This window comes from Nonomuraea longispora, from assembly GCF_004348345.1.
In the GTDB taxonomy this organism is placed as follows: domain Bacteria; phylum Actinomycetota; class Actinomycetes; order Streptosporangiales; family Streptosporangiaceae; genus Nonomuraea; species Nonomuraea longispora.
This window is the reverse complement of sequence record NZ_SMJZ01000020.1, coordinates 12,724-34,361: the sequence shown is the minus strand read 5'-3', so window position 1 is coordinate 34,361 and position 21,638 is coordinate 12,724. Positions and strand designations below refer to the sequence as shown.

General features: G+C 70.4%; 19 protein-coding genes. 8 read left to right on the top strand and 11 right to left on the bottom strand.

Features of this window, described 5'->3' with window-relative positions; all coding sequences use genetic code 11:
* Nucleotides 1-83 precede the first annotated feature (83 nt).
* Nucleotides 84-917, top strand: coding sequence for an SAM-dependent methyltransferase (locus tag E1267_RS08285; protein ID WP_132331441.1), 834 nt, complete (start codon nucleotides 84-86; stop codon nucleotides 915-917).
* A gap of 273 nt (nucleotides 918-1,190) precedes the next feature.
* Here the strand turns inward: E1267_RS08285 and E1267_RS08280 are convergent, their stop codons facing one another.
* Nucleotides 1,191-2,009 (bottom strand): DUF4253 domain-containing protein, encoded by an 819-nt coding sequence (locus tag E1267_RS08280; RefSeq protein ID WP_132331439.1) that lies wholly within the window; start codon nucleotides 2,007-2,009, stop codon nucleotides 1,191-1,193.
* 127 nt (nucleotides 2,010-2,136) lie between these two features.
* Between E1267_RS08280 and E1267_RS08275 the strand changes: the two genes are divergently transcribed.
* Nucleotides 2,137-2,715, top strand: coding sequence for an HAD family hydrolase (locus E1267_RS08275; protein WP_132331437.1), 579 nt, complete (start codon nucleotides 2,137-2,139; stop codon nucleotides 2,713-2,715).
* Nucleotides 2,716-2,785: 70 nt separating this feature from the next.
* Here the strand turns inward: E1267_RS08275 and E1267_RS08270 are convergent, their stop codons facing one another.
* Complete coding sequence (locus E1267_RS08270) at nucleotides 2,786-3,919, bottom strand: TIGR03118 family protein (RefSeq protein ID WP_132331435.1); 1,134 nt, start codon at nucleotides 3,917-3,919, stop codon at nucleotides 2,786-2,788.
* Between the two features lie 120 nt (nucleotides 3,920-4,039).
* Here E1267_RS08270 and ppgK point away from each other — a divergent pair, with 120 nt between their 5' ends.
* The 3 genes from ppgK to E1267_RS08255 all read left to right on the top strand — a co-directional run bounded on the left by ppgK (nucleotide 4,040) and on the right by E1267_RS08255 (nucleotide 9,479).
* Nucleotides 4,040-4,765 (top strand): polyphosphate--glucose phosphotransferase, encoded by a 726-nt coding sequence (gene ppgK, locus E1267_RS08265; protein ID WP_132331433.1) that lies wholly within the window; start codon nucleotides 4,040-4,042, stop codon nucleotides 4,763-4,765.
* 96 nt (nucleotides 4,766-4,861) lie between these two features.
* A complete protein-coding gene (hrpA, locus tag E1267_RS08260) occupies nucleotides 4,862-8,743 on the top strand; it encodes an ATP-dependent RNA helicase HrpA (RefSeq protein ID WP_132331431.1) in 3,882 nt (1,293 codons plus the stop codon).
* Nucleotides 8,744-8,825: 82 nt separating this feature from the next.
* Nucleotides 8,826-9,479: an HAD family hydrolase gene (locus E1267_RS08255; RefSeq protein ID WP_132331429.1), complete on the top strand. Its 654-nt coding sequence runs from the start codon at nucleotides 8,826-8,828 to the stop codon at nucleotides 9,477-9,479.
* Between the two features lie 21 nt (nucleotides 9,480-9,500).
* Here the strand turns inward: E1267_RS08255 and E1267_RS08250 are convergent, their stop codons facing one another.
* The 5 genes from E1267_RS08250 to E1267_RS08230 form a co-directional block, all read right to left on the bottom strand.
* The gene (locus E1267_RS08250) at nucleotides 9,501-9,824 is read right to left on the bottom strand and encodes a DUF5709 domain-containing protein (RefSeq protein WP_132331427.1); all 324 of its coding nucleotides are present in this window, start codon (nucleotides 9,822-9,824) and stop codon (nucleotides 9,501-9,503) included.
* A 69-nt stretch (nucleotides 9,825-9,893) separates the two neighbouring features.
* Nucleotides 9,894-10,211: a MerR family transcriptional regulator gene (locus E1267_RS08245; RefSeq protein ID WP_132331425.1), complete on the bottom strand. Its 318-nt coding sequence runs from the start codon at nucleotides 10,209-10,211 to the stop codon at nucleotides 9,894-9,896.
* 53 nt (nucleotides 10,212-10,264) lie between these two features.
* Nucleotides 10,265-10,696: an Hsp20/alpha crystallin family protein gene (locus E1267_RS08240; RefSeq protein ID WP_132331423.1), complete on the bottom strand. Its 432-nt coding sequence runs from the start codon at nucleotides 10,694-10,696 to the stop codon at nucleotides 10,265-10,267.
* Nucleotides 10,697-10,809: 113 nt separating this feature from the next.
* Nucleotides 10,810-12,063 (bottom strand): MFS transporter, encoded by a 1,254-nt coding sequence (locus E1267_RS08235; protein WP_132331421.1) that lies wholly within the window; start codon nucleotides 12,061-12,063, stop codon nucleotides 10,810-10,812.
* 103 nt (nucleotides 12,064-12,166) lie between these two features.
* On the bottom strand, nucleotides 12,167-13,900 hold the full coding sequence (locus E1267_RS08230; protein ID WP_281283603.1) for an ABC transporter ATP-binding protein: 1,734 nt from the start codon (nucleotides 13,898-13,900) through the stop codon (nucleotides 12,167-12,169).
* A gap of 69 nt (nucleotides 13,901-13,969) precedes the next feature.
* Between E1267_RS08230 and E1267_RS08225 the strand changes: the two genes are divergently transcribed.
* Entirely contained in the window at nucleotides 13,970-14,389 is a 420-nt protein-coding gene (locus E1267_RS08225; RefSeq protein ID WP_132331417.1) for a MarR family winged helix-turn-helix transcriptional regulator, read from the top strand.
* A 9-nt stretch (nucleotides 14,390-14,398) separates the two neighbouring features.
* On the opposite strand, the gene E1267_RS08220 is transcribed toward E1267_RS08225, so the two are convergent.
* The gene (locus E1267_RS08220; RefSeq protein ID WP_165959512.1) at nucleotides 14,399-15,430 is read right to left on the bottom strand and encodes an amidohydrolase family protein; all 1,032 of its coding nucleotides are present in this window, start codon (nucleotides 15,428-15,430) and stop codon (nucleotides 14,399-14,401) included.
* 157 nt (nucleotides 15,431-15,587) lie between these two features.
* On the opposite strand from E1267_RS08220, the gene E1267_RS08215 reads away from it, so the two are divergent.
* Complete coding sequence (locus E1267_RS08215) at nucleotides 15,588-17,693, top strand: M6 family metalloprotease domain-containing protein (RefSeq protein ID WP_246063611.1); 2,106 nt, start codon at nucleotides 15,588-15,590, stop codon at nucleotides 17,691-17,693.
* 72 nt (nucleotides 17,694-17,765) lie between these two features.
* On the opposite strand, the gene E1267_RS08210 is transcribed toward E1267_RS08215, so the two are convergent.
* Nucleotides 17,766-18,638: a hypothetical protein gene (locus E1267_RS08210; protein WP_132331413.1), complete on the bottom strand. Its 873-nt coding sequence runs from the start codon at nucleotides 18,636-18,638 to the stop codon at nucleotides 17,766-17,768.
* 72 nt (nucleotides 18,639-18,710) lie between these two features.
* Between E1267_RS08210 and E1267_RS08205 the strand changes: the two genes are divergently transcribed.
* The gene (locus E1267_RS08205; protein ID WP_342774779.1) at nucleotides 18,711-19,493 is read left to right on the top strand and encodes a tyrosine-protein phosphatase; all 783 of its coding nucleotides are present in this window, start codon (nucleotides 18,711-18,713) and stop codon (nucleotides 19,491-19,493) included.
* A 72-nt stretch (nucleotides 19,494-19,565) separates the two neighbouring features.
* Here E1267_RS08205 and E1267_RS08200 read toward each other — a convergent pair whose 3' ends face one another.
* Nucleotides 19,566-20,606 carry a Gfo/Idh/MocA family oxidoreductase gene (locus E1267_RS08200; RefSeq protein ID WP_132331409.1) on the bottom strand — a complete coding sequence of 347 codons (1,041 nt, stop codon included), beginning with the start codon at nucleotides 20,604-20,606 and terminating at the stop codon, nucleotides 19,566-19,568.
* A gap of 28 nt (nucleotides 20,607-20,634) precedes the next feature.
* Entirely contained in the window at nucleotides 20,635-21,534 is a 900-nt protein-coding gene (locus E1267_RS08195) for a proteasome assembly chaperone family protein (RefSeq protein ID WP_132331407.1), read from the bottom strand.
* Between the last annotated feature and the right edge of the window lie 104 nt (nucleotides 21,535-21,638).

Sequence of the window (21,638 nt, the reverse complement as noted above, 5' to 3'; positions counted from 1 at the left end):
ATCATATGGTGTGGGTCATCGAGTGGGGTCCGAAAGGACAGCTTTTCCCGAGATAGTGGGCGAGGGGAAAGGGGCAACACTCAATGCGTCAGCGTGCCATCCGAAACCTGGCGAAGCTGGAGCCGACCCAAGCAAGGATCACCCGTATTCTCGACGCCGCCGCAGGTGGAAAGAACAACTTCGTGGCGGACCGTGACGCGGTACGCCGGTACGACCAGGCAGCCCCGATCACGACGACGGCCGCACGGGCCGTGCTCCACTATCTGTGCCGTGTGGTCCGTCATCTGGCGAGCGTGGGTGTGGACCAGTTCGTGATCGTCGGAAGTGGTGTCCCCAGCGGCCTGCCGCCCGGCAGGCAACTGCACGACATCGCCCGCGACGCCCTGGAAGTCTCGGCGCCGCGTGTGGTGTACGTCGAGAACGACCCGATGGTGCTCGCCGGAGCGAGGGCGACCATCGAGCCCGTCACCGACCTCGTACGCGTCGTAGAGGGCGACGTACGCGAGATCGACGACATCCTCGATGACAGGGTCCTGCAGACGTTCCTCGACTGGGACCGGCCCATGGCCGTGCTGCTGCTGTCGACCCACAGCCTGAACGACGACGAGTTCTTCCACTACGTGATCAAGCGGATCCGGCAGGCCGTTCCCGAACGGAGCTACCTGTCGCTGCTGCAGACCACGTTCGACGCGATCCCCCCGGAACTGCTGCCCGCCATACACGACCTGTTGGCGATGACGCTGCCCGGGCACGCGATTCGCACGAGGGAGGAGGTTGAGGCGCTGCTCGAAGGTCTGGTGCTGGTGGATCCGGGATTGGTGTGGGTCCCGGAATGGCGGCCCGACGGCCACGAGAGCGCCTGCGTTGACCAACCGAGTTCGTCCGGCACCTACGGCGCCGTGGCGCGCATCCCGTGAAGCCGGCCGTGAGAGCGGCGACGGCGGCACGGCGGCGGCCACACAGGGCCCGGCTTCTTCGCCGGCCGGGCCCTTGGACGGCTCGGCGCCGGACAACGGCGCCGAGGGCACGAAAGGCGCCGGCACGGGCCGCGCCGCCTCGCCGGACCAGAGGGCCGCCGCACCCCGTCAGGGGGCGCCGCGGCGATGTCGCCGCACCCTCGATCGGGCCGGCCCCGCGCCGGTTCCTTTTCCGCGTGAACCCGGCGGTGCGGGAATGACCGTGACGCCGGCTCAGTCCCACCAGAAGGACCACGCGTGCCGTCCCATGATCTGCTCGGCATAGCCCTGCAGGTCGCCCGGCCCCTGGACGACGTTGTCCGGGCAGAAGGCCCAGTGCTCCGCCGCCACGTGTAACGCGTGCTCGGGGTCGTCCGGCGGCGCAGCCACGCTCAGGTCGAGCGTGTTGAACCCGACGCTGACCACGCGCGCCCCGAACCGGTCCTCCCAGCTGCGTACGACCGCCGCCAGCGGGACCATCCACTCGTTGTGGTGCAGCGCGCCCTGCCAGCCCATGACCGCCAGCGCGTCCGCGCCCCGGCCGGCGGCGACCAGGCCCAGCGGCATCCCCTTGGCCGCCAGCTCGCCCGCCAGCCAGTCGGCGACCGCCCCGGGCTCGGCCTTCAGCACCCCGGGCGCTGCGGGACCCGGGCAGATGGCGCCGTAGGGCTCCAACTCGTCCAGCGCCTCCTTCGGCATCTGCGCCACCCACTCCTCCCACACCTCGGTCATGAACCCCTCGGCGGTGAAGTGATCGATCTGGCGGGGATCGTCCGGCACGACCTGCCCGACCGCCCATGGCTGCGCCGACTCGTCCAGCAGCACCGGCCACAGGCCGCTGTGCGCGTGCCACGCCCGCAGCAGCGCCCAGTCCTCGCCCGTCGCCGGGTCGTCGCTCATCCAGAACGCCGGGCGCGCGGCCTCGCCCTGCCGGGTGTAGCCGGGGTCGGGCCAGACCACGTCGCCAGGCGGCAGCCCAGCGGGCAGCCCGCGCCCCCCGCCGCCGTCGGCGAACAGTGCGCACAGCTCGCGTGGCAGCCGGTGATCGTCCATGCCCTACCGTTCCGATACCGAATCCTGTCTCGGAGATGGTAGTGCCGACCGTTACCCGAGCACCTTCGGCGGCGCCGGAAAGTCATGGGTACTGGCCAGGAGGGTGTACACGGCACAATGAGGGACTGTGTTCCCCTTCGCCGCTGTTCTGTCCGACCTCGACGGCGTGCTGCGCCACTTCGACCACGCCGCTCAGGCCGACATCGAGGCCCGCTACGGCCTGCCCCTGATGAAGACGGCCTTCTGCCCGGAGCTGATCATGCCGCCGACGCTCGGGCACGTCACCGAGGCCCAGTGGGCGGAGTCGATCGTCGTGGCGCTCGGCGGGGACGAGCGGGCCCGCCAGGCCGTCCGGGAGTTCATGAGCATCCGCTTCTGGGTGGACGAGGAGGTCAGGGCGCTGCTGTCCAGGGCGCGGCAGAAGGTGCCCGTCGTCATCGTGACCAACGCGATGGACACCCTGGAACAACACCTCGACCAGCTGGGTCTCACGGGCTTCGCCGACGACGTGGTCAGCAGCGCCAGGCTCGGCGTGGCCAAACCCGACCGGCGCATCTACGAGGTCGCCGCGGAGCGCGCCGGGGCCGAGCTCCGACGTTGCCTGTTCGTCGACGACCGGCTGCAGAACGTGGAGGCCGCCAGGGCGCTCGGCATGACCGCCGTGCACTACCGCGGTTTCCACGACCTTGCGGCCGTGCTGGGTTGAGGCGGGGCCGCCCCCGCCCATGCCGGCGACCTGCGCGACCGTTCAGGCGGGGGCGGGGGCGCGCGCCGGGTCAGTACCCGCCGTACGGGCTCTTGGACGACCCGGGGGCAGGGGTGCCCGACGAGCCTTTCGACGGGCCTTTCGACGGGCCGTTCGACGCGTTGGACGAGGACACCTTCGTGCCCTGCGGCGCGATCACGCCGATCAGGCCGTGCTTGGCGCCGTCGATGCCGGCGGAGAACCACAGGGCCTTCTCGCCGCCGGTGGCGGCGGTGCCGGGTTCGAGGTCCCACAGGCCGGGCAGGACGAGCGGCTTGCCGTTCGACAGGCGCAGGGCACCCAGGTGACGGCCGCTCTTGTAGGCGTGCACGGTCCCGTCGCCGAAGTTGCCGACCAGCAGCGCCCCGGCGTACTGTCCCCAGCCCTTCGGCGCGGCGGTCAGCCCCCAGGGGGCGTTGAGCCCGACCCTGGAGATGCGCCCGGTGAGGCGCCCGTTGCCGTCGAAGCGGCTCACGAACCCCTTGCCCTCCCCGAACACGGGCTTGCCCGTGGCCTTGTCGCGCAGGGCGTAGGACACCCAGACGTTGCCGTTGACGACGGCGACGTTGTAGGGCTTGTAGGTCGAGGGGACCGCCTTGTCCCTGAACTGCCAGCGCGACAGCCGGATGCGCTCGAAGTCCTCGTCGAAGGCGTGGACGCGCCCACCGGCGAAGTCGGCGGCCAGCAGGAAGGCTCCGTCGTCGGTCTCGGCCAGCTCCAGCCCCTTGTAGTCGGCGCCCCGGGTGAACGCCGCGATGACCGCGTTGGCCGGGTCGGCATCCGCGTTCCAGCCGGTGATGGCGCCGCTCGGGCTGGAGAAGATGAACGTGGCCGGCTTGCCCTTCACGGTGAAGCCGTCGCCGGGGTTGAACACCTGGCCGGTCGGGGCCCCGCCCGGGATGGCCACCTCCGTCTTCTCCTTCTTGCCCGTGCCGGAGTAGACGGTGGCCGTGCCGGTGCCGGTGTTGGACACCCACAGAGTCTTGCCCATGGCCAGGCCCCACGGGTTGACGACCTTGGGGTCGGTGACAGGGGCTTTGCCCTTGACGTCCGACACAAGGTTGATGACGTCGAAACGCGTCCTGGTGGTGGCGTGTGCGGGAGTGGTGAGAGTCGCTCCCAGAACGACCGCAACAGCGCAGAGTGTGATGATGCGTGGCCGCATCCGTTGCCTCCTAGTTAGCGCTTGTGACGCGAGATACGCGGGGGGCGGGAAACGGGTTCAGTCAGGTCCGGAAAATGGCGGCGCGGGAGTTTTCCCGCAACACGCGGGGAGAGAATGAACATGGACGTGTTGGGCATCGATATCGGCGGTTCCGGCATCAAAGGCGCGCCGGTCGACACGGGAGCCGGCAAGCTGACAGAAGAGCGTCTGCGCATTCCGACGCCCCGGCCCTCCAAGCCCGGCGAGGTGGCCGACGTGGTCGCGTCGATCGTCAAACACTTCGGCTGGAGCGGCCCCGTCGGCATCACCTTTCCCGGCGTGGTGGTGGACGGCGTCGTCCTGACGGCCGCCAACGTCGACCACTCCTGGGAGGGCGTCGACGCGGCCGTGCTCTTCGGCGGGGCCACCGTGCTCAACGACGCCGACGCGGCCGGCATGGCGGAGATGACGTTCGGCCAGGGCAGAGGCCGTCAGGGGACCGTGCTCGTGCTGACCTTCGGCACGGGCATCGGCAGCGCCCTGTTCACCGACGGGCGGCTCGTCCGCAACACCGAGTTCGGGCATCTGCAGGTGCGCGGCAAGGACGCCGAGCACCGGGCGTCGGCGAAGGTCCGGGAAGACCTGGACCTCAGCTGGAAGGCGTGGGCCGGGCGGGTGGAGGAATATCTGCGCTACGTCGAGATGCTCTTCACGCCCTCGCTGATCGTGATCGGGGGCGGCGTGAGCAAGAAGGCCGGCAAGTTCCTGCCGCACATCACCCTCGACACTCCGGTGGTGCCCGCCGACCTCCGCAACGAGGCCGGCATCATCGGCGCGGCCTGCGCCGCCGCACCTCTCCGATCCTGAGGCGCGCCGGGGATATTGGGATGCGCGGGCGGGCGAGGTCGGGCACCATGGGCGGTTGGCTCCGGGGACGCGGGGCTCAAATATCCTGAAAGCAGTATGGGAACGTCTTCGTTGTCCTCCTCTCCACTCGCCGACCTCCAGTCCCGCCTGCCCGGCCTCGCGCCCCGCGACGAGCGGCGGCTGCGGCTCAGGCTCGACGGCATGCGCCGGGTGCGCTCGCGCGACGCCCGCGACAAGATCGTCGCGGACATCCTCGCCGACCTGGAGCGAGCCGAGCAGCGGCTGGTACGCCGCCGCGAAGCCGTACCGAAGGTGGCCTATCCGGAGAATTTGCCGGTTGCGCAGCGCAAGGACGACATCCTCGAGGCCATCCGCGACCACCAGGTCGTGATCATCGCCGGCGAGACGGGCTCCGGCAAGACCACCCAGATCCCCAAGATCTGCCTTGAGCTGGGGCGGGGGGTGCGCGGGCTGATCGGCCACACCCAGCCCCGCCGCATCGCCGCCCGCACGGTCGCCGAGCGCATCGCGGAGGAGCTCGGCACCGGCGACGGCCAGGTGGGCGGCGTGGTCGGCTACAAAGTGCGCTTCACCGACCAGGCCGGCGACCGCACCCTGGTCAAGCTGATGACCGACGGCATCCTGCTGGCCGAGCTGCAGCACGACCGCATGCTCGACCAGTACGACACCCTCATCATCGACGAGGCCCACGAGCGTAGCCTCAACATCGACTTCATCCTCGGCTACCTGAAACAGCTGCTGCCCAAGCGCCCCGACCTCAAGGTCGTCATCACCAGCGCGACGATCGACCCCGAGCGGTTCTCCCGTCACTTCGACGACGCGCCGATCATCGAGGTCTCCGGCCGCACCTACCCGGTCGAGGTGCGCTACCGCCCGCTCGACGATGACGACGACCAGACGCAGGGCATCGTCGACGCCTGCAGGGAGCTGATCGGCGAGGGCCCCGGCGACATCCTTGTGTTCCTGTCGGGCGAGCGGGAGATCCGCGACGCCGCCGACGCGCTGGCCAAGGCCGAGTTCAGGAGCACCGAGGTCCTGCCGCTCTACGCCCGGCTGAGCGCCGCCGAGCAGCACCGCGTCTTCCAGCGCCACACCGGCCGCCGCGTCGTGCTGGCGACCAACGTGGCCGAGACCTCGCTCACGGTCCCCGGCATCAAATACGTCGTCGATCCCGGCTACGCCCGCATCTCCCGCTACAGCCACCGGACCAAGGTGCAGCGCCTGCCGATCGAGGCCATCTCGCAGGCCAGCGCCAACCAGCGCAAGGGCCGCTCGGGCCGCACCTCCGACGGCATCTGCATCCGCCTCTACGAGGAAGAAGACTTCCTCAACCGGCCCGAGTTCACCGACCCCGAGATCCTGCGCACCAACCTCGCCTCGGTCATCCTCCAGATGACCTCCATCGGGCTGGGCGACATCGAGGCGTTCCCGTTCGTCGAGCCGCCCGACCGCCGGCAGGTGAAGGACGGCGTCAACCTGCTGCACGAGCTGGGCGCGTTCGACGCCCACGGCCAGCTCACGCCCATCGGCCGCAAGCTGGCCGGCCTGCCCGTCGACCCCCGCCTGGGCCGCATGGTGCTGGAGGCGGAGAAGAACGGCTGCCTTCGCGAGGTCATGGTGATCGCCGCCGCCCTGTCCATCCAGGACCCGCGCGAGCGGCCCGCAGACAAGCAGCAGCAGGCCGACGAGAAGCACCGCCGCTTCGCCGACCCCGAGTCCGACTTCATGGCCTACCTCAACCTGTGGAACTACCTGCGCGACAAGCAGAAGGAGCTGTCGTCCAGCGCGTTCCGGCGGTTGTGCAAGGCGGAGTTCCTCAACTACCTGCGGGTCCGCGAGTGGCAGGACATCTACAGCCAGCTCCGCCAGGCGCTGGGCGCCCAGCCGGGCAGCCGGCCGGCCGACCCCCAGCAGGTGCACGCGTCACTGCTCGTCGGGCTGTTGTCGCACATCGGCGTCAAGGACGTCATGGAGAAGCGCGGCCAGGACGGCCGCAGGCCGATCCAGGAGTACATCGGTGCCCGCAACGCCCGTTTCGCCATTTTTCCCGGCTCGTCCCTGGCCAGGAAGCAGCCGCAGTGGCTCATGTCGGCCGAGCTGGTCGAGACCTCCCGCCTGTGGGCGCGCGTCAACGCCAGGATCGAGCCCGGCTGGGTCGAGCCGCTCGCCCAGCACCTCGTCAAGCGCACCTACTCCGAGCCTCACTGGGAGAAGAACCAGGGCGCCGTCATCGCTCTGGAGAAGGTCACCCTGTACGGCGTGCCGCTGGTCGTCGGGCGCAAGGTCAACTACGGCCGCATCGACCCCGACCTGTCGCGCGAGCTGTTCATCAGGCACGCGCTCGTCGAGGGCGACTGGGACACCCACCACAGGTTCCTGAAGGAGAACCGCCGGCTGCTCGAAGAGGTCGAGGAGTTGGAGAACCGCGCCAGGCGCCGCGACATCCTGGTGGACGACGAGGCGCTGTTCGACTTCTACGACCAGCGGGTGCCCGCCGACGTCGTCTCCGCCCGCCACTTCGACTCCTGGTGGAAGAAGGCCAGGCACGAGCAGCCCGACCTGCTCACGTTCTCGCCCGACATGCTGGTCAACGAGGGCGCCGACGTCAGCACGCGCGACTACCCCGACACCTGGCGCCAGCTCGGCCAGCGGATGAAGCTGACCTACCAGTTCGAGCCGGGCGCCGACGCCGACGGCGTGACCGTGCACGTGCCGCTCCAGGTGCTCAACCAGGTCAGTTCCGACGGCTTCGACTGGCAGATCCCCGGCCTGCGCGAAGACCTGATCACCGCGCTGATCAGGTCGCTGCCGAAAAACCTGCGACGCAACTTCGTGCCCGCCCCCAACTACGCCAAGCAGGTGCTGGAGGGGGCCGAACCGGGAGGCGAGCCGCTGCTGGAGGCCGTCGAGCGCGAGTTGCTGCGCCTGACCGGCATCCGGGTGCCGCGCGACGCCTGGCAGCTCGACCAGGTGCCCGACCACCTGCGCATCACCTACCGGGTGATCGACGAGCGCAAGCGCACGGTGGCCGAGGACAAAGACCTCGACGCGCTGAAGCGCCGCCTCGCGCCGCGCCTGCGCCGGACGTTGTCGGAGGCGGGCGACGACCTGGAGCGTGCGGGCCTGCACACCTGGAGTTTCGGCACGCTGCCCAAGGTGTTCGAGCAGGGCCGGATGAAGGGCTATCCGGCGCTGGTCGACGCGGGCGACTCCGTGTCCGTCAAGATCTTCGAGACGGAGGCGGAGCAGCGCCGCTCCCACTGGCCCGGTGTGCGCCGCCTGCTCCTGCTCAACGTCACCAACCCGGCCAAGTCGCTGCTCGGCGGGCTGTCCAACCAGGCCAAGCTGGCCCTTTCACGCAGCCCGCACGGCGGGGCGGTGGCGTTGTTCGACGACGTGGTCAACGCGGCCGTCGACAAGCTCATGGACGACATGGGCGGCCCTGCCTGGGACCCTGCCGGCTTCGACCGCCTCTACCAGCACGTACGCGCCCACCTCTACGACACCTCTGCCGACGTGCTGGGGAAGGTGGAGCAGATCCTCAGCGTCTGGCACGCGGCGGGCGTCCGCCTGGGCTCGCTGCGGCCGGGCGCGGCGACCGACGACGTGCGCGACCAACTCGCCCGGCTCGTGCACCCGGGTTTCGTCACCGCCACGGGCCACCGGCGGCTGTCCGACGTCCTGCGTTACCTTCGCGCGATCGACCGCCGGCTCACGAAGCTGCCCGAGGACCCGTGGCGCGACCAGGAGTGGATGGACCGCGTGCACAAGGTCGAGGACGACTATCACGACCTGCGGCAGAAGCTCCATCCGGCCCGGCGCGAAGATTCCGACGTGGTGGAGATCGGATGGATGATCGAGGAGTTGCGGGTGAGCTTCTTCGCCCAGACGCTGGGCACGCCGACGCCCGTGTCGGAGAAACGCATCGCCAAGGCGATGGAGAAGCTCACGGCATGATGCCGCATGTGCCACGCTACGTATCCATGGAAAAATCCCCTCTGACGTGGTCCGTGGTCTATGTGGCGCAACGGGGGGTTCGATGATCAAGACTGTGGTGTTCGACGTCGGCGAGACGCTGATCAGCGAGACGCGCATCTGGTCGCGCTGGGCCGAACGGCTGGGCGTCAGCCCGTTCACGCTGATGGGCGCGCTCGGGGGGATGGCCGCGCTGGACCGTCCGCACAGTGACGCCTTCGAGCTCGTACGCCCCGGTTTCGACCTCGCCCGGGAGGAAGCCGCATGGGAGCGCGACGACCCCCATGGCATGCGCAACACCTTCGACGCCGATGACCTCTACCCCGACGTGCGCGAGGCTCTGGCGGCCATCCGAGGGGCCGGATACCAGGTGGTCATCGCGGGCAACCAGCCGGAGCGCGCCTATGACGCGCTCGTCGCCATGGATCTGCCCGCCGACTCCGTGCACACCTCCGACGGGTGGGGGGTCGCCAAGCCGGAGCCCGGTTTCTTCGCCAAGGTCGCCGCGGTCGCGGGCCGCGAGCCCGCCGAGATTCTCTACGTCGGCGACCGGCTCGACAACGACGTGCTGCCGGCCAGGACGGCCGGCATGCGGACCGCGCTGCTCAGGCGCGGCCCATGGGGCCACCTGCACGCCGAACGCCCGCAGGCTGCCGCCGCAGACGTGGTCGCCGGCGACTTGCACGCCCTGCTGCCCGTCCTGCACCGTCTCGCCTGACCCGGAACGCCGCCTTCCGTCTCAGGGGAGGTCCTCGTCGAGGTCGATGCGGACGGCGCGTTCCTCCGCCGAGAGGTCGTCGGTGTCGCCGCTCCGGTCCCCACCGAGTTCCTCGTCGTCCGTGTCGGGTCCGAGCCCCTCGTCCGGCTGGGTCAGCCGATGCCGGGGCCGGGGCCCGTGGAGCCGTGACGGCGCCTCCCGCCGCAGCCGCTCGTCGAGCGTGTCTCTGTGCTGAGGGTCGTCCCCGACGACCTCGTGGTGCAGACCGAGGTCGTCGGTCCACTCCTCGACCTCGATCTCCTGTTCGTCGGCGTAGCCGTATCGGTCCGGAGGTTGTTCGGTCATACTCAGCCCCTACCCGGCGGGCGGTCCGGAATGCTCCTTTACGGACCGCCCCGGGAGGCGGGCGTCACGTCACCGCCGCTCGCCGTTCAGCCGGGAACGGGTCTCGTCGAGCTGCCGGCGCACGTCGGCGAGCTCGCGTTCGAGCTCCAGGATGCGGCGGATGGCGATGAGCGTCATGCCCTCTTCCGTCATGCGGGTGACATGTTGGACGATCGTGATGTCGCGGCGGGAATAACGCCGCTGCCCGCCGCTGGAACGGCTCGGGCTGATGACGTCGTGCTGGTCGAGCCGCCGCAGGAAGGCGTGCTGGACCTGGAGCATCTCCGCCACCTGCCCGAGGGAGTAGAGCGGCGCGTGTTCGTCGTCGAAAGGAAGCTCGGACATCATGGCCCTCCTCGTGATCCGGGAGCGGGCCGGGGAGCCCGCCCCCGGACCGCGTGTCAGGCCTTGATGGCCCTCGTCTCACCTCGCTGGATCTCCACCTTGCGAGGCCTGGCCCGCTCGACCACCGGGATGCGGACGGTCAGCACGCCGTTGGCGTAGCCCGCGTCGATCTTCTCGCTGTCGAGGTGCTCGGACAGGTAGACGCGGCGGGTGAAGGAGCCCATCGGGCGCTCGCGGACGAACTGCCGCTCGTTCTCCCCGATCTCCTCCTCGCGGCGGGCGCTCACGCTCAGCACCCCGCGGTCGACCGTGACCTCGATGGATTCGGGGTCGATGCCGGGGAGATCGAAGCGGAGCAGCACATCGTCGTCGCGGCGCAGCCCGTCCATGGGCATCACGGCGCTGCCGTTGTCGAAGGTCCGGCCGGCGAGCCGGCTGAACTGCCGCTCGAACTCCTGGAAGAACGGGTCGATTGAGGTCAAGAGCATTTCTGAACCTCCTCATTGCTTCTCTCGATGGAGCTAACCTCCAACTGCAGTTATAGGTTAACTCCATCAGAAGATGTAGGCAAGTGGAGCGATCCGGATTTTTGCCAGGACGGTCAGGCGTTCTCCAGCCGCGGCCGCAGCCCGGCGGCCTGTCTGATCGTCCGGCCCGACAGCCGGGCCAGCGCCGCCGCGGCGAGCAGCGTCGCCGCCACGCAGGCCACCCCGCCGATCTCCAGGGCGGCCCTGGGCCCCATGGTGTCGCTGAGCCGGCCGAGCAGGGGCCCGCCGAGCGCGCCCGCCCCCGCGCTGACGATCGACAGCGCCGCGATGATCCGGCCGCGCATCGGCTCGGGGCTGTCGAGCTGCGCCCGCGCCGAGACGGTGGTGTCGACGGTCACCGCGCCCGCCGCGATCGGCAACATCAGGGCCGCGAACGTCCACAACTCCGGCATCAGCCCGCTCACCGCCTGCGCGACCCCTGTCACGAACGCCGTGACCAGCAGCAGCCGGATCGTCAGGTGGGGCCGGGAGGCGGCCACGAAGCCGCCGAGCACCGTGCCGACGGCGAACACGGTGGACAGCAGCCCGTAGCCGCCGGCGCCCGCGTCCAGAGGGCCGGCGCTCATGGCCGCCATGGTGACCTGGAAGTTGCGGCCCACGCTGCCCGAGACGAACCAGAGCGCCAGCACCACGAGCAGCCACGGCGTGCGCAGCACGTACCGCAGGCCGTCGCGTACGGCGCCGGCCTGCCGCTCTGCGGTGGCCAGCGGGTGGAACTCGGCGCGGCGCATGGCCGCCACCGCCGCGATCACCACGAAGAAGCTGGCCGCGTTGATCACGAAGAGCCCGCCGTTGCCGGTGAACGGGAGCAGCGCCCCCGCCAGGCTCATGCCCAGGATGCGGCCGGCGGAGCTGAGGATGGAGCCCAGGGCCATCGCGTTGGGCAGGTCGGCGGGCGGCACCACCTGGGCGCCGAACCGGCCGAGCGCGGGCCCGCCCAGCGCGGTGACCACGCCCCCGGCCAGCGCCACCCCGTAGATCGGCAGTACGGACTCAGCGCCGGTCAGGGCGATCACGGCCAGCGTGGCCGCGAGCGCGGCGTGCGCGAGCTGCGCGACGATCACCACGGGCCGGCTCGGCAGGCGGTCGGCCAGCGCTCCGCCCCACATGCCCAGCAGCACGGTCGGCAGCGCCTGCATGACGAGGCTCAGCCCGACGCTGGTCGCCGAGCCCGTCAGCGTGAGGATGAGCCAGTTGACGCCGAGCACCTGCATCCATGTGCCGGTCACGGAGACGATGTCGGCTCCCGCCCAGAGCCGGTAATTGTGGTGACGCAGGGCCCTGAACGTGGGGGAGGAGGGAGACACGAACGATCCTTGCCTTGACGATGATCCGGGGGATTGAACACGGCGTTCCGGGAGGCGGATTCCGATCAGACCGGAATGTGAGGCAAGACACTGTTTGGGTTGTTCAGGCGAGTTCGAGCGGGCGGTCCCGGCTGACGAGGGCGGCGTAGTGGCCGGCGCGGGCCATCAGCTCCTCATGGGTGCCGCGCTCGACGACGCGGCCGTGGTCGAGCACGACGATCTGGTCCGCGTCGCGAACCGTGGACAGGCGGTGGGCGATCGTGATCGTGGTGCGGCCCCGGGCGAGGGCGTCGAGCGCCTCCTGCACGGCCCGTTCGGTCCGCGTGTCGAGGGCGCTCGTCGCCTCGTCGAGGACGAGCACCGGCGGGTCGCGCAGCAGGGTGCGGGCGATGGCCAGGCGCTGCTTCTCACCGCCGGAGAAGCGGTAGCCGCGCTCGCCCACGAGCGTGTCGTAACCGTCGGGCAGCGTGGCGATGTGGTCGTGGATGCGGGCGGCCCGCGCGGCCTCCTCCAGCTCCTCGTCCGTGGCGGACGGCCGGGCGAAGCGCAGGTTGTCGGCGACAGTGGCGTGGAACAGGTGCGTCTCCTGCGACACCACGCCCACCGCGTCGCTCAGCGTCTCGAACGTCAGCTCCCGCACGTCCACACCGTCGATCGTGACCCGCCCGCCGGTCACGTCGTAGAGCCTGGGCAGCAGGTAGCTGAGGGTGGTCTTGCCCGAGCCCGTCTCGCCCACGATCGCCAGGGACGAGCCGGCCGGGACGGTGATGTCCACGTCGGTGAGCGTGGGCGCGTCGCCGTAGGAGAAGCCGACATTCTCGAAGCGCACCTCCCCGCGTACGCCGGTGAGCGTGCGCGTGCCCGGATGGATGTCCACCGGCAGGTCCAGATATTCGAAGATCCGCCCGAACAGCGCCAGCGAGCTCTGCACCTCGACGCCCAGCCGCAGCAGCGACACCGCCGGGCGGAACAGGCGGGTCTGCAACGTCGTGAACGCCACCAGCGTGCCCACCGAGATGACGCCGGTGTGACCCACGGCCCAGTAGGTCACTGCGGGCATGGCGGCCATGACGATCTGGATCGACGACTGCCGCCAGCGTCCGGCCATGCCCGACCGCACGCCGATGTCGGCCAGCTCGTCGGAGGCCTTGCGGAAACGTTCGGTGAGCTGGTCCGAGCGGCCCATGGTGCGGCCGAGCATGATGCCACTGATCGACAGTGACTCCTGCACCATGGAGGCCATGCCGGCCAGCTTGCGCTGCCGCTCGGCGGTGATGCGCCTGCGCTCCGCGCCCACCCTGCGGCTGATCCACACGAACACCGGCAGCAGCAGGAGCGAGATCGCCGTCAGCCGCCAGTCGAGCGCGAGCATCGCGGCGACGGTGGCGATCACGGTGGTGAGGTTGGAGATGATCGAGGTGGCTGCCGAGGTGACCACCGCCTGCATGCCACCGATGTCGTTGGCGATGCGCGACTGCACCTCGCCGGTCCTCGTACGGGTGAAGAACGCCGGCGACATGCGCTGCAGGTGCCCGTAGACCGCGATGCGCAGGTCGTGCATCACGCGCTGGCCGACCGTGGTCGAGATCAGCGTCTGCAGCACGTCGAAGACGCTGGTCGCGACCGCCACGAGGATCATGCCGAGGGCCAGCAGCGCGAGCAGCCCGGTGTCCTTCGACGGGATGGCCACGTCGAGAACCTCGCGCAAAAGGAACGGCGAGGCCAGCGACACCAGGGACGACAGCAGGATGAACAGGCCCACCATGGCGAGGCGGCCGCGATAGGCGCGGAACAGTGCGGCGATGCGCCCGAGCGGCGCGCGTGGTTCGTCCGCCAAGGGAGACTCCTTTCTGATGTCAGCTCAAACAGAGGTTAGCTCATAGTTGTTCCCGTTAAGCTTGTCGGTATGGCAGACACGGAGCTCGCGGAGCTCTTCCAGCTCGTCGGCAGGCGGCTCCGGCACGGCTACGCGCGCCGGTTGGAGCCGCTCGGGCTCAGCCCCGGTCAGGCGCGGGCGCTGCGGGTGCTGGCCGACGCCGAACGGCCGCTGCGGATGGTGCACCTCGCCGACGAGCTGCGGATCGTGCCGCGTTCGCTCACGCCCGTCGTCGACGCGCTGGAGGAGTCGGGCCTGGCGCTCAGGCAGGTCGATCCGGCCAACCGCCGCTCCACACTGGTCGTCATCACGCCGGAGGGACGCGACCTGGCCGAGCGGGCGCGCGAGGCGCGCGGGCAGGCGGGCGAGGAGTTGTTCGCGGTGTTGTCGAAGGAGCAGCGCGAGCGGTTGCGAGGGCTGCTCCGCCTGGTGGACGCCCAGTTCAGGTGAGCCGGCGGTTCAGTGCCCGCGGGTGATCACGCCGCCGACGACGGTGCCGAGACAGGGCGGCTGGGAGAGCAGGGCCGCGTACGGGTAACGTCCGCGGGCGTCGAAGACGGCGAAGTCGGCGCGGGCGCCGGCGGCCAGCGACCCGATCCTGCCCCTGCCCCCGTCCATGCCCAGCGCTGCGGCGCCGCCCAGAGTGGCGGCCTCGACCAGCCGGCGGTCGAGCTCCTTGGGCCGCGGGCCGAGCTTCCTCGCCTCGCTCCTGATCGCCCCGGCCAGCCCCAGCGGCCCGGTCGGCGGTGTGCCGGGCGGGGCGCAACTGCCGAAGGCTACGGTGTTGCCCTCGTCGAGCAGGGCCAGCACGTCCTGCACCTGTGACGGCTCCGGCGGGCAGAGCGCCACGGCGGTCCCGCGTAGCCGCAGCAGCTTGCGCTCGCCCGGGTCCAGCGACCTGGCGCTCGCGACGTGGCACAGCGGGCCGAGCACCCCGGCCTCGTCCAGCTCGGCGGGGGAGTGGCGGTCCAGGCGGACCAGCAGCCGCAGCCCGAACGTCCTGGCCAGCACGGCCACGTCCTCCAGCACCTGCGGGTCGCGGGCGTGGGCGGCGATCCCCACCACGCAGGGCGGCCGGTCCACCTCGCGGATGGCGGTGATGACCGCGTCCCTGTCGTGCTCCTCCCACTCCTCCTCGCCGGCGCTGGTCACCTCGACGTACGAGATCCCGGGCAGCGCCGGGCCGTCGGCCAGGTCGGAGAGCACGCCGCCCCGCGCGGTCACCCCCGGGACGTCCGACGGGCCGGCGGAGCACGCGTCGACCAGGCCCGCGACGATCATCCCCGGCCACCGGAACTCCTCCGCGGCAGGGTGGGAGGCGAGCAGCTCCGCTCGCGGGCCGACCGCGAGCACCCGCTCGCCCTTGGTCACCACGGCGCCGTCGCGGACGGGCCCGGTGCTGACGGGCACGACGAGCGGGGCGGAGTGGAGGAGGACGGCGGCGGGCGCGCGCCTGCCCAGGGCTGGACCGGCACGTTCGGCAGACGGCATCAGGACTCCTGGCGAGACTTCCCCTCCAGGCATTAAACGTGAAGGCAGTATATGCCCGCAATCAGGACGAACAGTGCGAATCGCTCGGTCGGCGAAGTCGCCCAACGGCAGTCGTCTGATCGTTGATCTCCGACAATTCCCTCTATACCGTCAATCCGTGAACGCCCTGAAGAAGCTGCTGACGGGTTTACCCGCGATCATCGTGATGATCCCGGTGAGCCTCATGGCGACCCCTGCTTCCGCAGCACCCCCCACCGATCCCGAGTACCCCTGGCGCCAGGACCACTGGCCGAAGACCCAGCCCTGGCAGGTCGACGCACCCGACGACGCCGAGGCCCGGCGCACCCGCCCGCCCGGCGGCATCAAGCCCATCGACCCGCAGAACTGGAAGAACCCCGACCACATGACGTGGGCGGACTACAAGAAGCCGCCCGGCACCAACTGGGCCGATCCCTCCGTCAAGGGGTCGACGCGCACCTTCAAGGGCGCGCTCGTGCTGCTCGACTACCCCAACCAGCCGTTCGTGGCGACGCAGGCCCAAGGCTCGACGATCTTCGGGAACCCGAGCGCCGAGGCCCACGACATCCCCCGTGACGAGGTGGCCACGTTCTACCGGGACTTCCTCAACACTCCGAACAAGCTCAACAAGGGACACACCATCCACGAGTACTGGATGGAGGACTCGGGCGGCAGGTACGGCGTGGAGCTGACCGGGTTCGGGCCCTACATGATGTCGGGAAAGGACCACGAGTACGCCATGGAGTTCCAGGGCGGCAACGGGTGCCCCGCGGGCGACTCGTGCAACAGGAACCTGCGCACCGAGGGCAACGCCGCCTGGATCGCCGACGTCGGACAGAAGACCGCCGAGCAGTTCGACTTCGTCTTCTACCTGAGCGCCGGCCAGGACGAGTCGTCCACCTGGCAGGAGTTCGGGATGATGAAATTCCCGACAAAAGAGGACGTGCCCGACGAGTGGGGCCCGCCGGACGCCGCCCTGCCCAACTGGGTCGACACCCGCTACGTCGACTGGACCTCGTGGCAGGCCGGCTCCACCTTCTGGCCCAACGCCCGCTTCGGCATCGACTCGGTGCAGGCCGAGAGCTCCGGCATGGCCGTCTACGCCCACGAGCTCAGCCACATCATGGGCATCGCCGACAACTACAACAACCCGTACGGCGTGCCGCCGCGCAGGGCGTACACCGGCGTGTGGGAGATGCTCAGCCGCGGCAGCTTCAACGGGCCCGGCGGCCCGCACTCGCGCTGGCTGATCCCCCCGACCGCCGGCGCGTCCATGGGCGCCCAGCACATGCTCCGCAACAAGATCAAGCTGGAGATGATCGACGAGCGGAACGTGCTGCGCCTGTCACGCGAGGCGCTCGACGAGTCTGGCCTGGTCACCGCCGAGGTGTTGGCCCGCGCGGTCCAGCCGGGCAAGAAGGAGCTGTCGGGCGTCAACGTCTCCTTCGACACCGGTGACAAGAGCCCTGCCTGCGACCCGCGCACCGACCCCCTCTGCGACGGCGGCGGCTACGAGAACTACACGGTCGAGGTCGTGGACCGCATGGGCTCCGACTCCTTCACACCCGACTCCGGCGTCCTGCTGGCCAAGACCAAGAACGAGGACCGGGCGCCGTTCGAGTGGGTGATCGACGCCAACCCGCAGGACATCGGCATGACCGACTACGTCATGCCCGACGGGACCAAGGTGCCCATCACGATCGGCGACTACCGCCAGCTCTCCGACGCCCTCTTCCACGCCGGCACCGACTCCGGCAGCGAGTACGAGTACGTGGACGAGGCCAACCGGCTGCACTTCTACGTCACCGACCTCAAGCGCCGCCGCGACGGCACCCTGTCGTACACGGTCGCCATCCGCTCGCTCGACGGCTCCGGCCCGCAGCGGCGCGGCGTCAAGGTGCTGCCCGCCGCCGGCATCCCCACCGGCAAGAACCTGTCCACCTGCAAGTTCCCGCTGTTCAACACCGGCAGGGCCGCCCCCGCGCAGGGGCAGCACCCCGAGGACGTCAGCGCCTACCTGAACGCCGACGTCTACCGGCTCAAGGCCGAGGTGCAGGGCAAGGGCTGGACCGTCCAGCTGCCGAACGTCCTGGCCTCCGTCGCGTTCGGCAAGCACGAGCTCGTCACCGTGAACGCCGTACGCGACTCCGGTGGCGCCCGGCTGGCCAGGGTCAAGCTCACCGCCACCTCGGAGAGCGATCCCGGCAAGACGATGACGGCCACCTGCCACGTGATCGGCCTGTAGGCGAACGATGGGGTACGGCCGGCCAGGCCGTACCCCATCCGCTCGCATCACCCGCGAGGGCCCGGACAGGGCTCAGGTGAGCGGATCCCTGATCAGCTCGCCCGCCGCCTGCCTCGCCTGCAGGATGCTCTCCTCGAACATCTTGCGTACGTGCGCCGCATGGTCGGTCAGCTCCCTGACGCGCTCGTACGCCATCTCGTCGCGCACGGTGTCGGCGATCAGCGCCTGGTATTCGGGGGTTCTGGCGGCCAGCGCCTCCAGCCGCCGGTGGGCGGAGTACGCCTTGTCGGCCTTGCGCACCTGCTTGGCGTACTTCTCCAGGTGGCGTACGCGCCGCGCAAGCGACGTCCACGCGGCGTCGAGCGCCTTGGTGTAGGGCCTGAACGCGTCCTCCATGCCGGCCGGCAGCTCGCGGGGGATGATCCTGCCCTGCTCGGCGTGCATGGCCGACAGCCGCCGCAGCCGGTGCGCGATCTGCCAGACCTCCTCCGGCAGTGACACCCGGTTGTCGACCGTGTCGATCAGACCCGCCGCGTGCACCCGGGAACCCAGGACGGCCTCGGCGGCGTTCTGCGCCCTGCGCAGCAACATCTGGCAGGGATGGTCGAGGTCCTCCGGCAGGACGTAGCGGTCGGCGTGGGCCTGGGCGACGCGGAGCTTCCGCCTGGTCGATCTGCTGTAGGTGTCCTGGGCCATCCAGCGGAACAGCACGATCATCCCCACGCCGGTGCCCGCCAGGAACAACAACGGTGATCTGGTCAGCAGGGAGAGCACCAGCAGGAAGCCGGGCAGCACGAAGATCAGGGCGGGATGGCCCGTGGTGTCGGGCTGCCGGCCGGATCTCGCCATCCGGAGCAGGTGCGGGCTCGACCGCAGCTCGATCGAGATCGCCGGGGGCAGCGTCGGATCGATGACCAGCCGTGGAGGCAGAGCTCGCGGATCCATATGTTCATGCTGCGTTATGGACGGCGATTCTGCTCATCATGACGGACATATAGGGTCGCGATAATGGACGAGATGACGAGGTGGATAGACCTGGAAGGCGCGGTGAACGCGCGTGACCTGGGCGGACTGCCCACCCGAGACGGCGGACGCACGCGTCGCGGGCGAGTTTTCCGTGCCGACAACCTGCAGGGGCTCACGCCCGGCGACGTGACGCTGCTCGTCGACGAGCTGGGCCTGCGGCACGTGGTGGATCTCCGCTCGAACGCGGAGGTGTCGCTGGAGGGCCCCGGGCCGCTGACGCGGGTGCCCGAGGTGCGGCACCACCACCTGACCCTGTTCGCCGAGGGAGGCCGGCACACCGACGTCGAGGCCGACGCCATCGACGGGGAGCGGGTGCTGCCGTGGGCGGAGCGCGGGCTGGACGAGGAGCTGCGGGTGACCGGCTTCTACTTCGGCTACCTGCGTGACCGGCCCGACGCCGTGGTCGCCGCGCTGCGCGCGATGGCGCTCGGCGACGGCGCGTCCCTGGTGCACTGCGCGGCCGGCAAGGACCGCACGGGTGTGCTGTCGGCACTCGCCCTGGAGGTGGCGGGGGCGACCAGGGAGGCGATCGTCGAGGACTACGTGGCCACGGGGGAACGGCTTGAGCTCGTACTCAAGCGGCTCCGTGGCAGCGACACCTACCGCGGCGACCTCGACTCGCGCCCTGCCGACGACCACATGCCGCGGGCCGGGTACATCGAGCAGTTCCTCGGGGTGCTCGACGACCGGTTCGGCGGGCCGCTCGAATGGCTGGCCGGGCGCGGCTGGACCGGCGCCGACACCGAGGCCATGCGCTCCCGCCTGCGCGACTGACGGCCCCGGCCGCCGTAAGCCCGGATGGACGCCGACCCCCTGCGCCCGCCGGCTCAGGCGACGAGCCGGCCATCAGCTCAGGTGGGCGACGATCCCCTGCGTGGCCGACAGGCGGGCCGCTTCGATGACGGCCAGCGTGTCGACCGCGCTCTCCGGGTCGACGGGCGGCGCGCCGCCCTCGCGCAGCGCCGCCTCCACACCCCGGTAGAAGTCGAGGTAGGCGCCCGGCTCGGTGAGCACGGTGCGGTGGTCGGGCTCGGTGCCGAGCTGCCCCCAGCGTGACTCCTCGTCGTCCCCGAACCCGGGCGTGCCGGGCGCGGCCCCGGCCCGCAGCCGCTCCTCCTGGACGTCCATCCCGTACTTCACGAAGGCGCCCGCCGACCCCAGCACCCGGAACCGAGGGCCAAGCCTGGCGGCCATCGAGCTCATCCAGAGATGCGAACGGGCGCCGCCGGCGTGTGCCAGCGCCACGAACGTGTCGTCGTCGGCGGCCACCCCCGCCCGCCTGACGTCGCTCTCGCAGTAGACCTGCGTGGCCGGGCCGAGCAGGTGCAGGGCCTGGTCGATGAGGTGGCTGCCCAGGTCGTAGAGGACGCCGCCCACCTCCTCAGGACCGCCGCTCTCCCGCCAGCCGCCCTTGGGCCGCGGCCGCCACCGCTCGAACCTCGACTCGAACCGCAGCACCTCGCCCAGCCGCCCCTCGCGGGCCAGCCGGCACACGGTCAGATAGTCGCCGTCCCAGCGGCGGTTGTGGAACACGGTCAGCATGAGACCGCGCTCCTTGGCCAGGCGTACGAGCTCGCGGCCCTCCTCGGCGGTCCTGGCCAGCGGCTTGTCGACGACGACGGGCAGGCCGCGAGTGAGCGCCGCGCCGGCCGTGGACACGTGGGTCCTGTTGGGGGAGGCGACCACCACCAGGTCGCACAGACCCCACAACGCGTCGACGTCGCCCACCGCGGCCGCGCCGTACTTCGCGGCCACCTCCGCCTGCCGGGCGGGGTCGCGCGTGACGACGGCCGCCAGCGCCAGGCCGGCCGTGGCGTGGATCAGCGGGGCGTGAAAGAAGGCCCCGGCGGTGCCGTAGCCGACCAGCCCGACCCGGATGTCGCTCATCGCCCCAGCGTATCGCCGCGGGCGCGGGTCACTCGTCGTCGCGCTCGGCCAGAAAACGCTCGAACTGGGCGGCGAGCTCGTCACCCGTGGGCATGGGCGTCGACTCGGCGATGAGATTCTCGCGCTCGCTGCCATCCGCGAAGGCGTCGTACTGCTGCTCCAGCCCCTTGATGGCGGTGGACAGCTCAGCCGAGGCCTGGATCTGCTCCTCGATCTCGGTGTTCGTACGGCGGGCCGCCTCGCGCAGCGACTCCGTCGGGAACACCAGCCCCGTCCCCTTCGTCACGGCCTCCAGCGCGGCCACGGCGGCGGTCGGATATTCGGCCTGCGACAGATAGTGCGGCACGTGCACCGCGTACCCCACCGCGTCGTTGCCCTCCGCGCCCAGCCGCAGTTCCAGCAGCGCCGCGACGCTGCCGGGCACCTGGACACGCCCGAACGCGCTCGTCTGCGCGTTGATCAGCTCGGGTCGGCTGGCGTGCATCGTGACGCCCAGCGGGCGGGTGTGCGGGACCGCCATCGGGATGCCGTGGGCGGTCACCAGCTTGCTCACCTTCAGCCGCGCCACCAGATCGGCCACGGCCTTGGTGAAGAGCTCCCACTCCCTGTCCGGCTCGGGGCCGCTCATCACCAGGAACTGCGTTCCCGTCACGTCCCTGGCCGCATGAACGGCCAGCTCGGGGCTTTCACACTCGACCCAGCGGTCGGTGTCGAAGGTCATGATGGGCCGCCGCGACCGGTAATCGAGCAGACGGTCGACGTCGAACGTCGCCACGACCCGGTGCTCAAGCTCGGCCAGCAGGTGGCCCAGCGCAAGACGTCCGGCACCACCAGCGTCGACGAAACCGTCGAAGTGGTACAGCAACACCGGATCGGGCAGCTCGGGCGCGTCGTCTGCGAGCTTGTAGAGATCCTTCGGGTCGAACACGGTTGGACAGCCTTTCCCTAGGTACTCTCTCCAGAACCTACGGCGGGACAGAACGATTCCGTGCACGGCACCCTATCGAGGCAGACCGGGCCGTACGGACGAGG

Excerpts from the sequence above, each read along its gene's own strand:
- E1267_RS08285 (WP_132331441.1), top strand. The coding sequence starts at position 84 with ATGCGTCAGCGTGCCATCCGAAACCTGGCGAAGCTGGAGCCGACCCAA.
- E1267_RS08280 (WP_132331439.1), bottom strand. The coding sequence starts at position 2,009 with ATGGACGATCACCGGCTGCCACGCGAGCTGTGCGCACTGTTCGCCGAC.
- E1267_RS08270 (WP_132331435.1), bottom strand. The coding sequence starts at position 3,919 with ATGCGGCCACGCATCATCACACTCTGCGCTGTTGCGGTCGTTCTGGGA.
- ppgK (WP_132331433.1), top strand. The coding sequence starts at position 4,040 with ATGGACGTGTTGGGCATCGATATCGGCGGTTCCGGCATCAAAGGCGCG.
- hrpA (WP_132331431.1), top strand. The coding sequence starts at position 4,862 with ATGGGAACGTCTTCGTTGTCCTCCTCTCCACTCGCCGACCTCCAGTCC.
- E1267_RS08255 (WP_132331429.1), top strand. The coding sequence starts at position 8,826 with ATGATCAAGACTGTGGTGTTCGACGTCGGCGAGACGCTGATCAGCGAG.
- E1267_RS08250 (WP_132331427.1), bottom strand. The coding sequence starts at position 9,824 with ATGACCGAACAACCTCCGGACCGATACGGCTACGCCGACGAACAGGAG.
- E1267_RS08245 (WP_132331425.1), bottom strand. The coding sequence starts at position 10,211 with ATGATGTCCGAGCTTCCTTTCGACGACGAACACGCGCCGCTCTACTCC.
- E1267_RS08240 (WP_132331423.1), bottom strand. The coding sequence starts at position 10,696 with ATGCTCTTGACCTCAATCGACCCGTTCTTCCAGGAGTTCGAGCGGCAG.
- E1267_RS08225 (WP_132331417.1), top strand. The coding sequence starts at position 13,970 with ATGGCAGACACGGAGCTCGCGGAGCTCTTCCAGCTCGTCGGCAGGCGG.
- E1267_RS08220 (WP_165959512.1), bottom strand. The coding sequence starts at position 15,430 with ATGCCGTCTGCCGAACGTGCCGGTCCAGCCCTGGGCAGGCGCGCGCCC.
- E1267_RS08210 (WP_132331413.1), bottom strand. The coding sequence starts at position 18,638 with ATGGATCCGCGAGCTCTGCCTCCACGGCTGGTCATCGATCCGACGCTG.
- E1267_RS08205 (WP_342774779.1), top strand. The coding sequence starts at position 18,711 with ATGACGAGGTGGATAGACCTGGAAGGCGCGGTGAACGCGCGTGACCTG.
- E1267_RS08200 (WP_132331409.1), bottom strand. The coding sequence starts at position 20,606 with ATGAGCGACATCCGGGTCGGGCTGGTCGGCTACGGCACCGCCGGGGCC.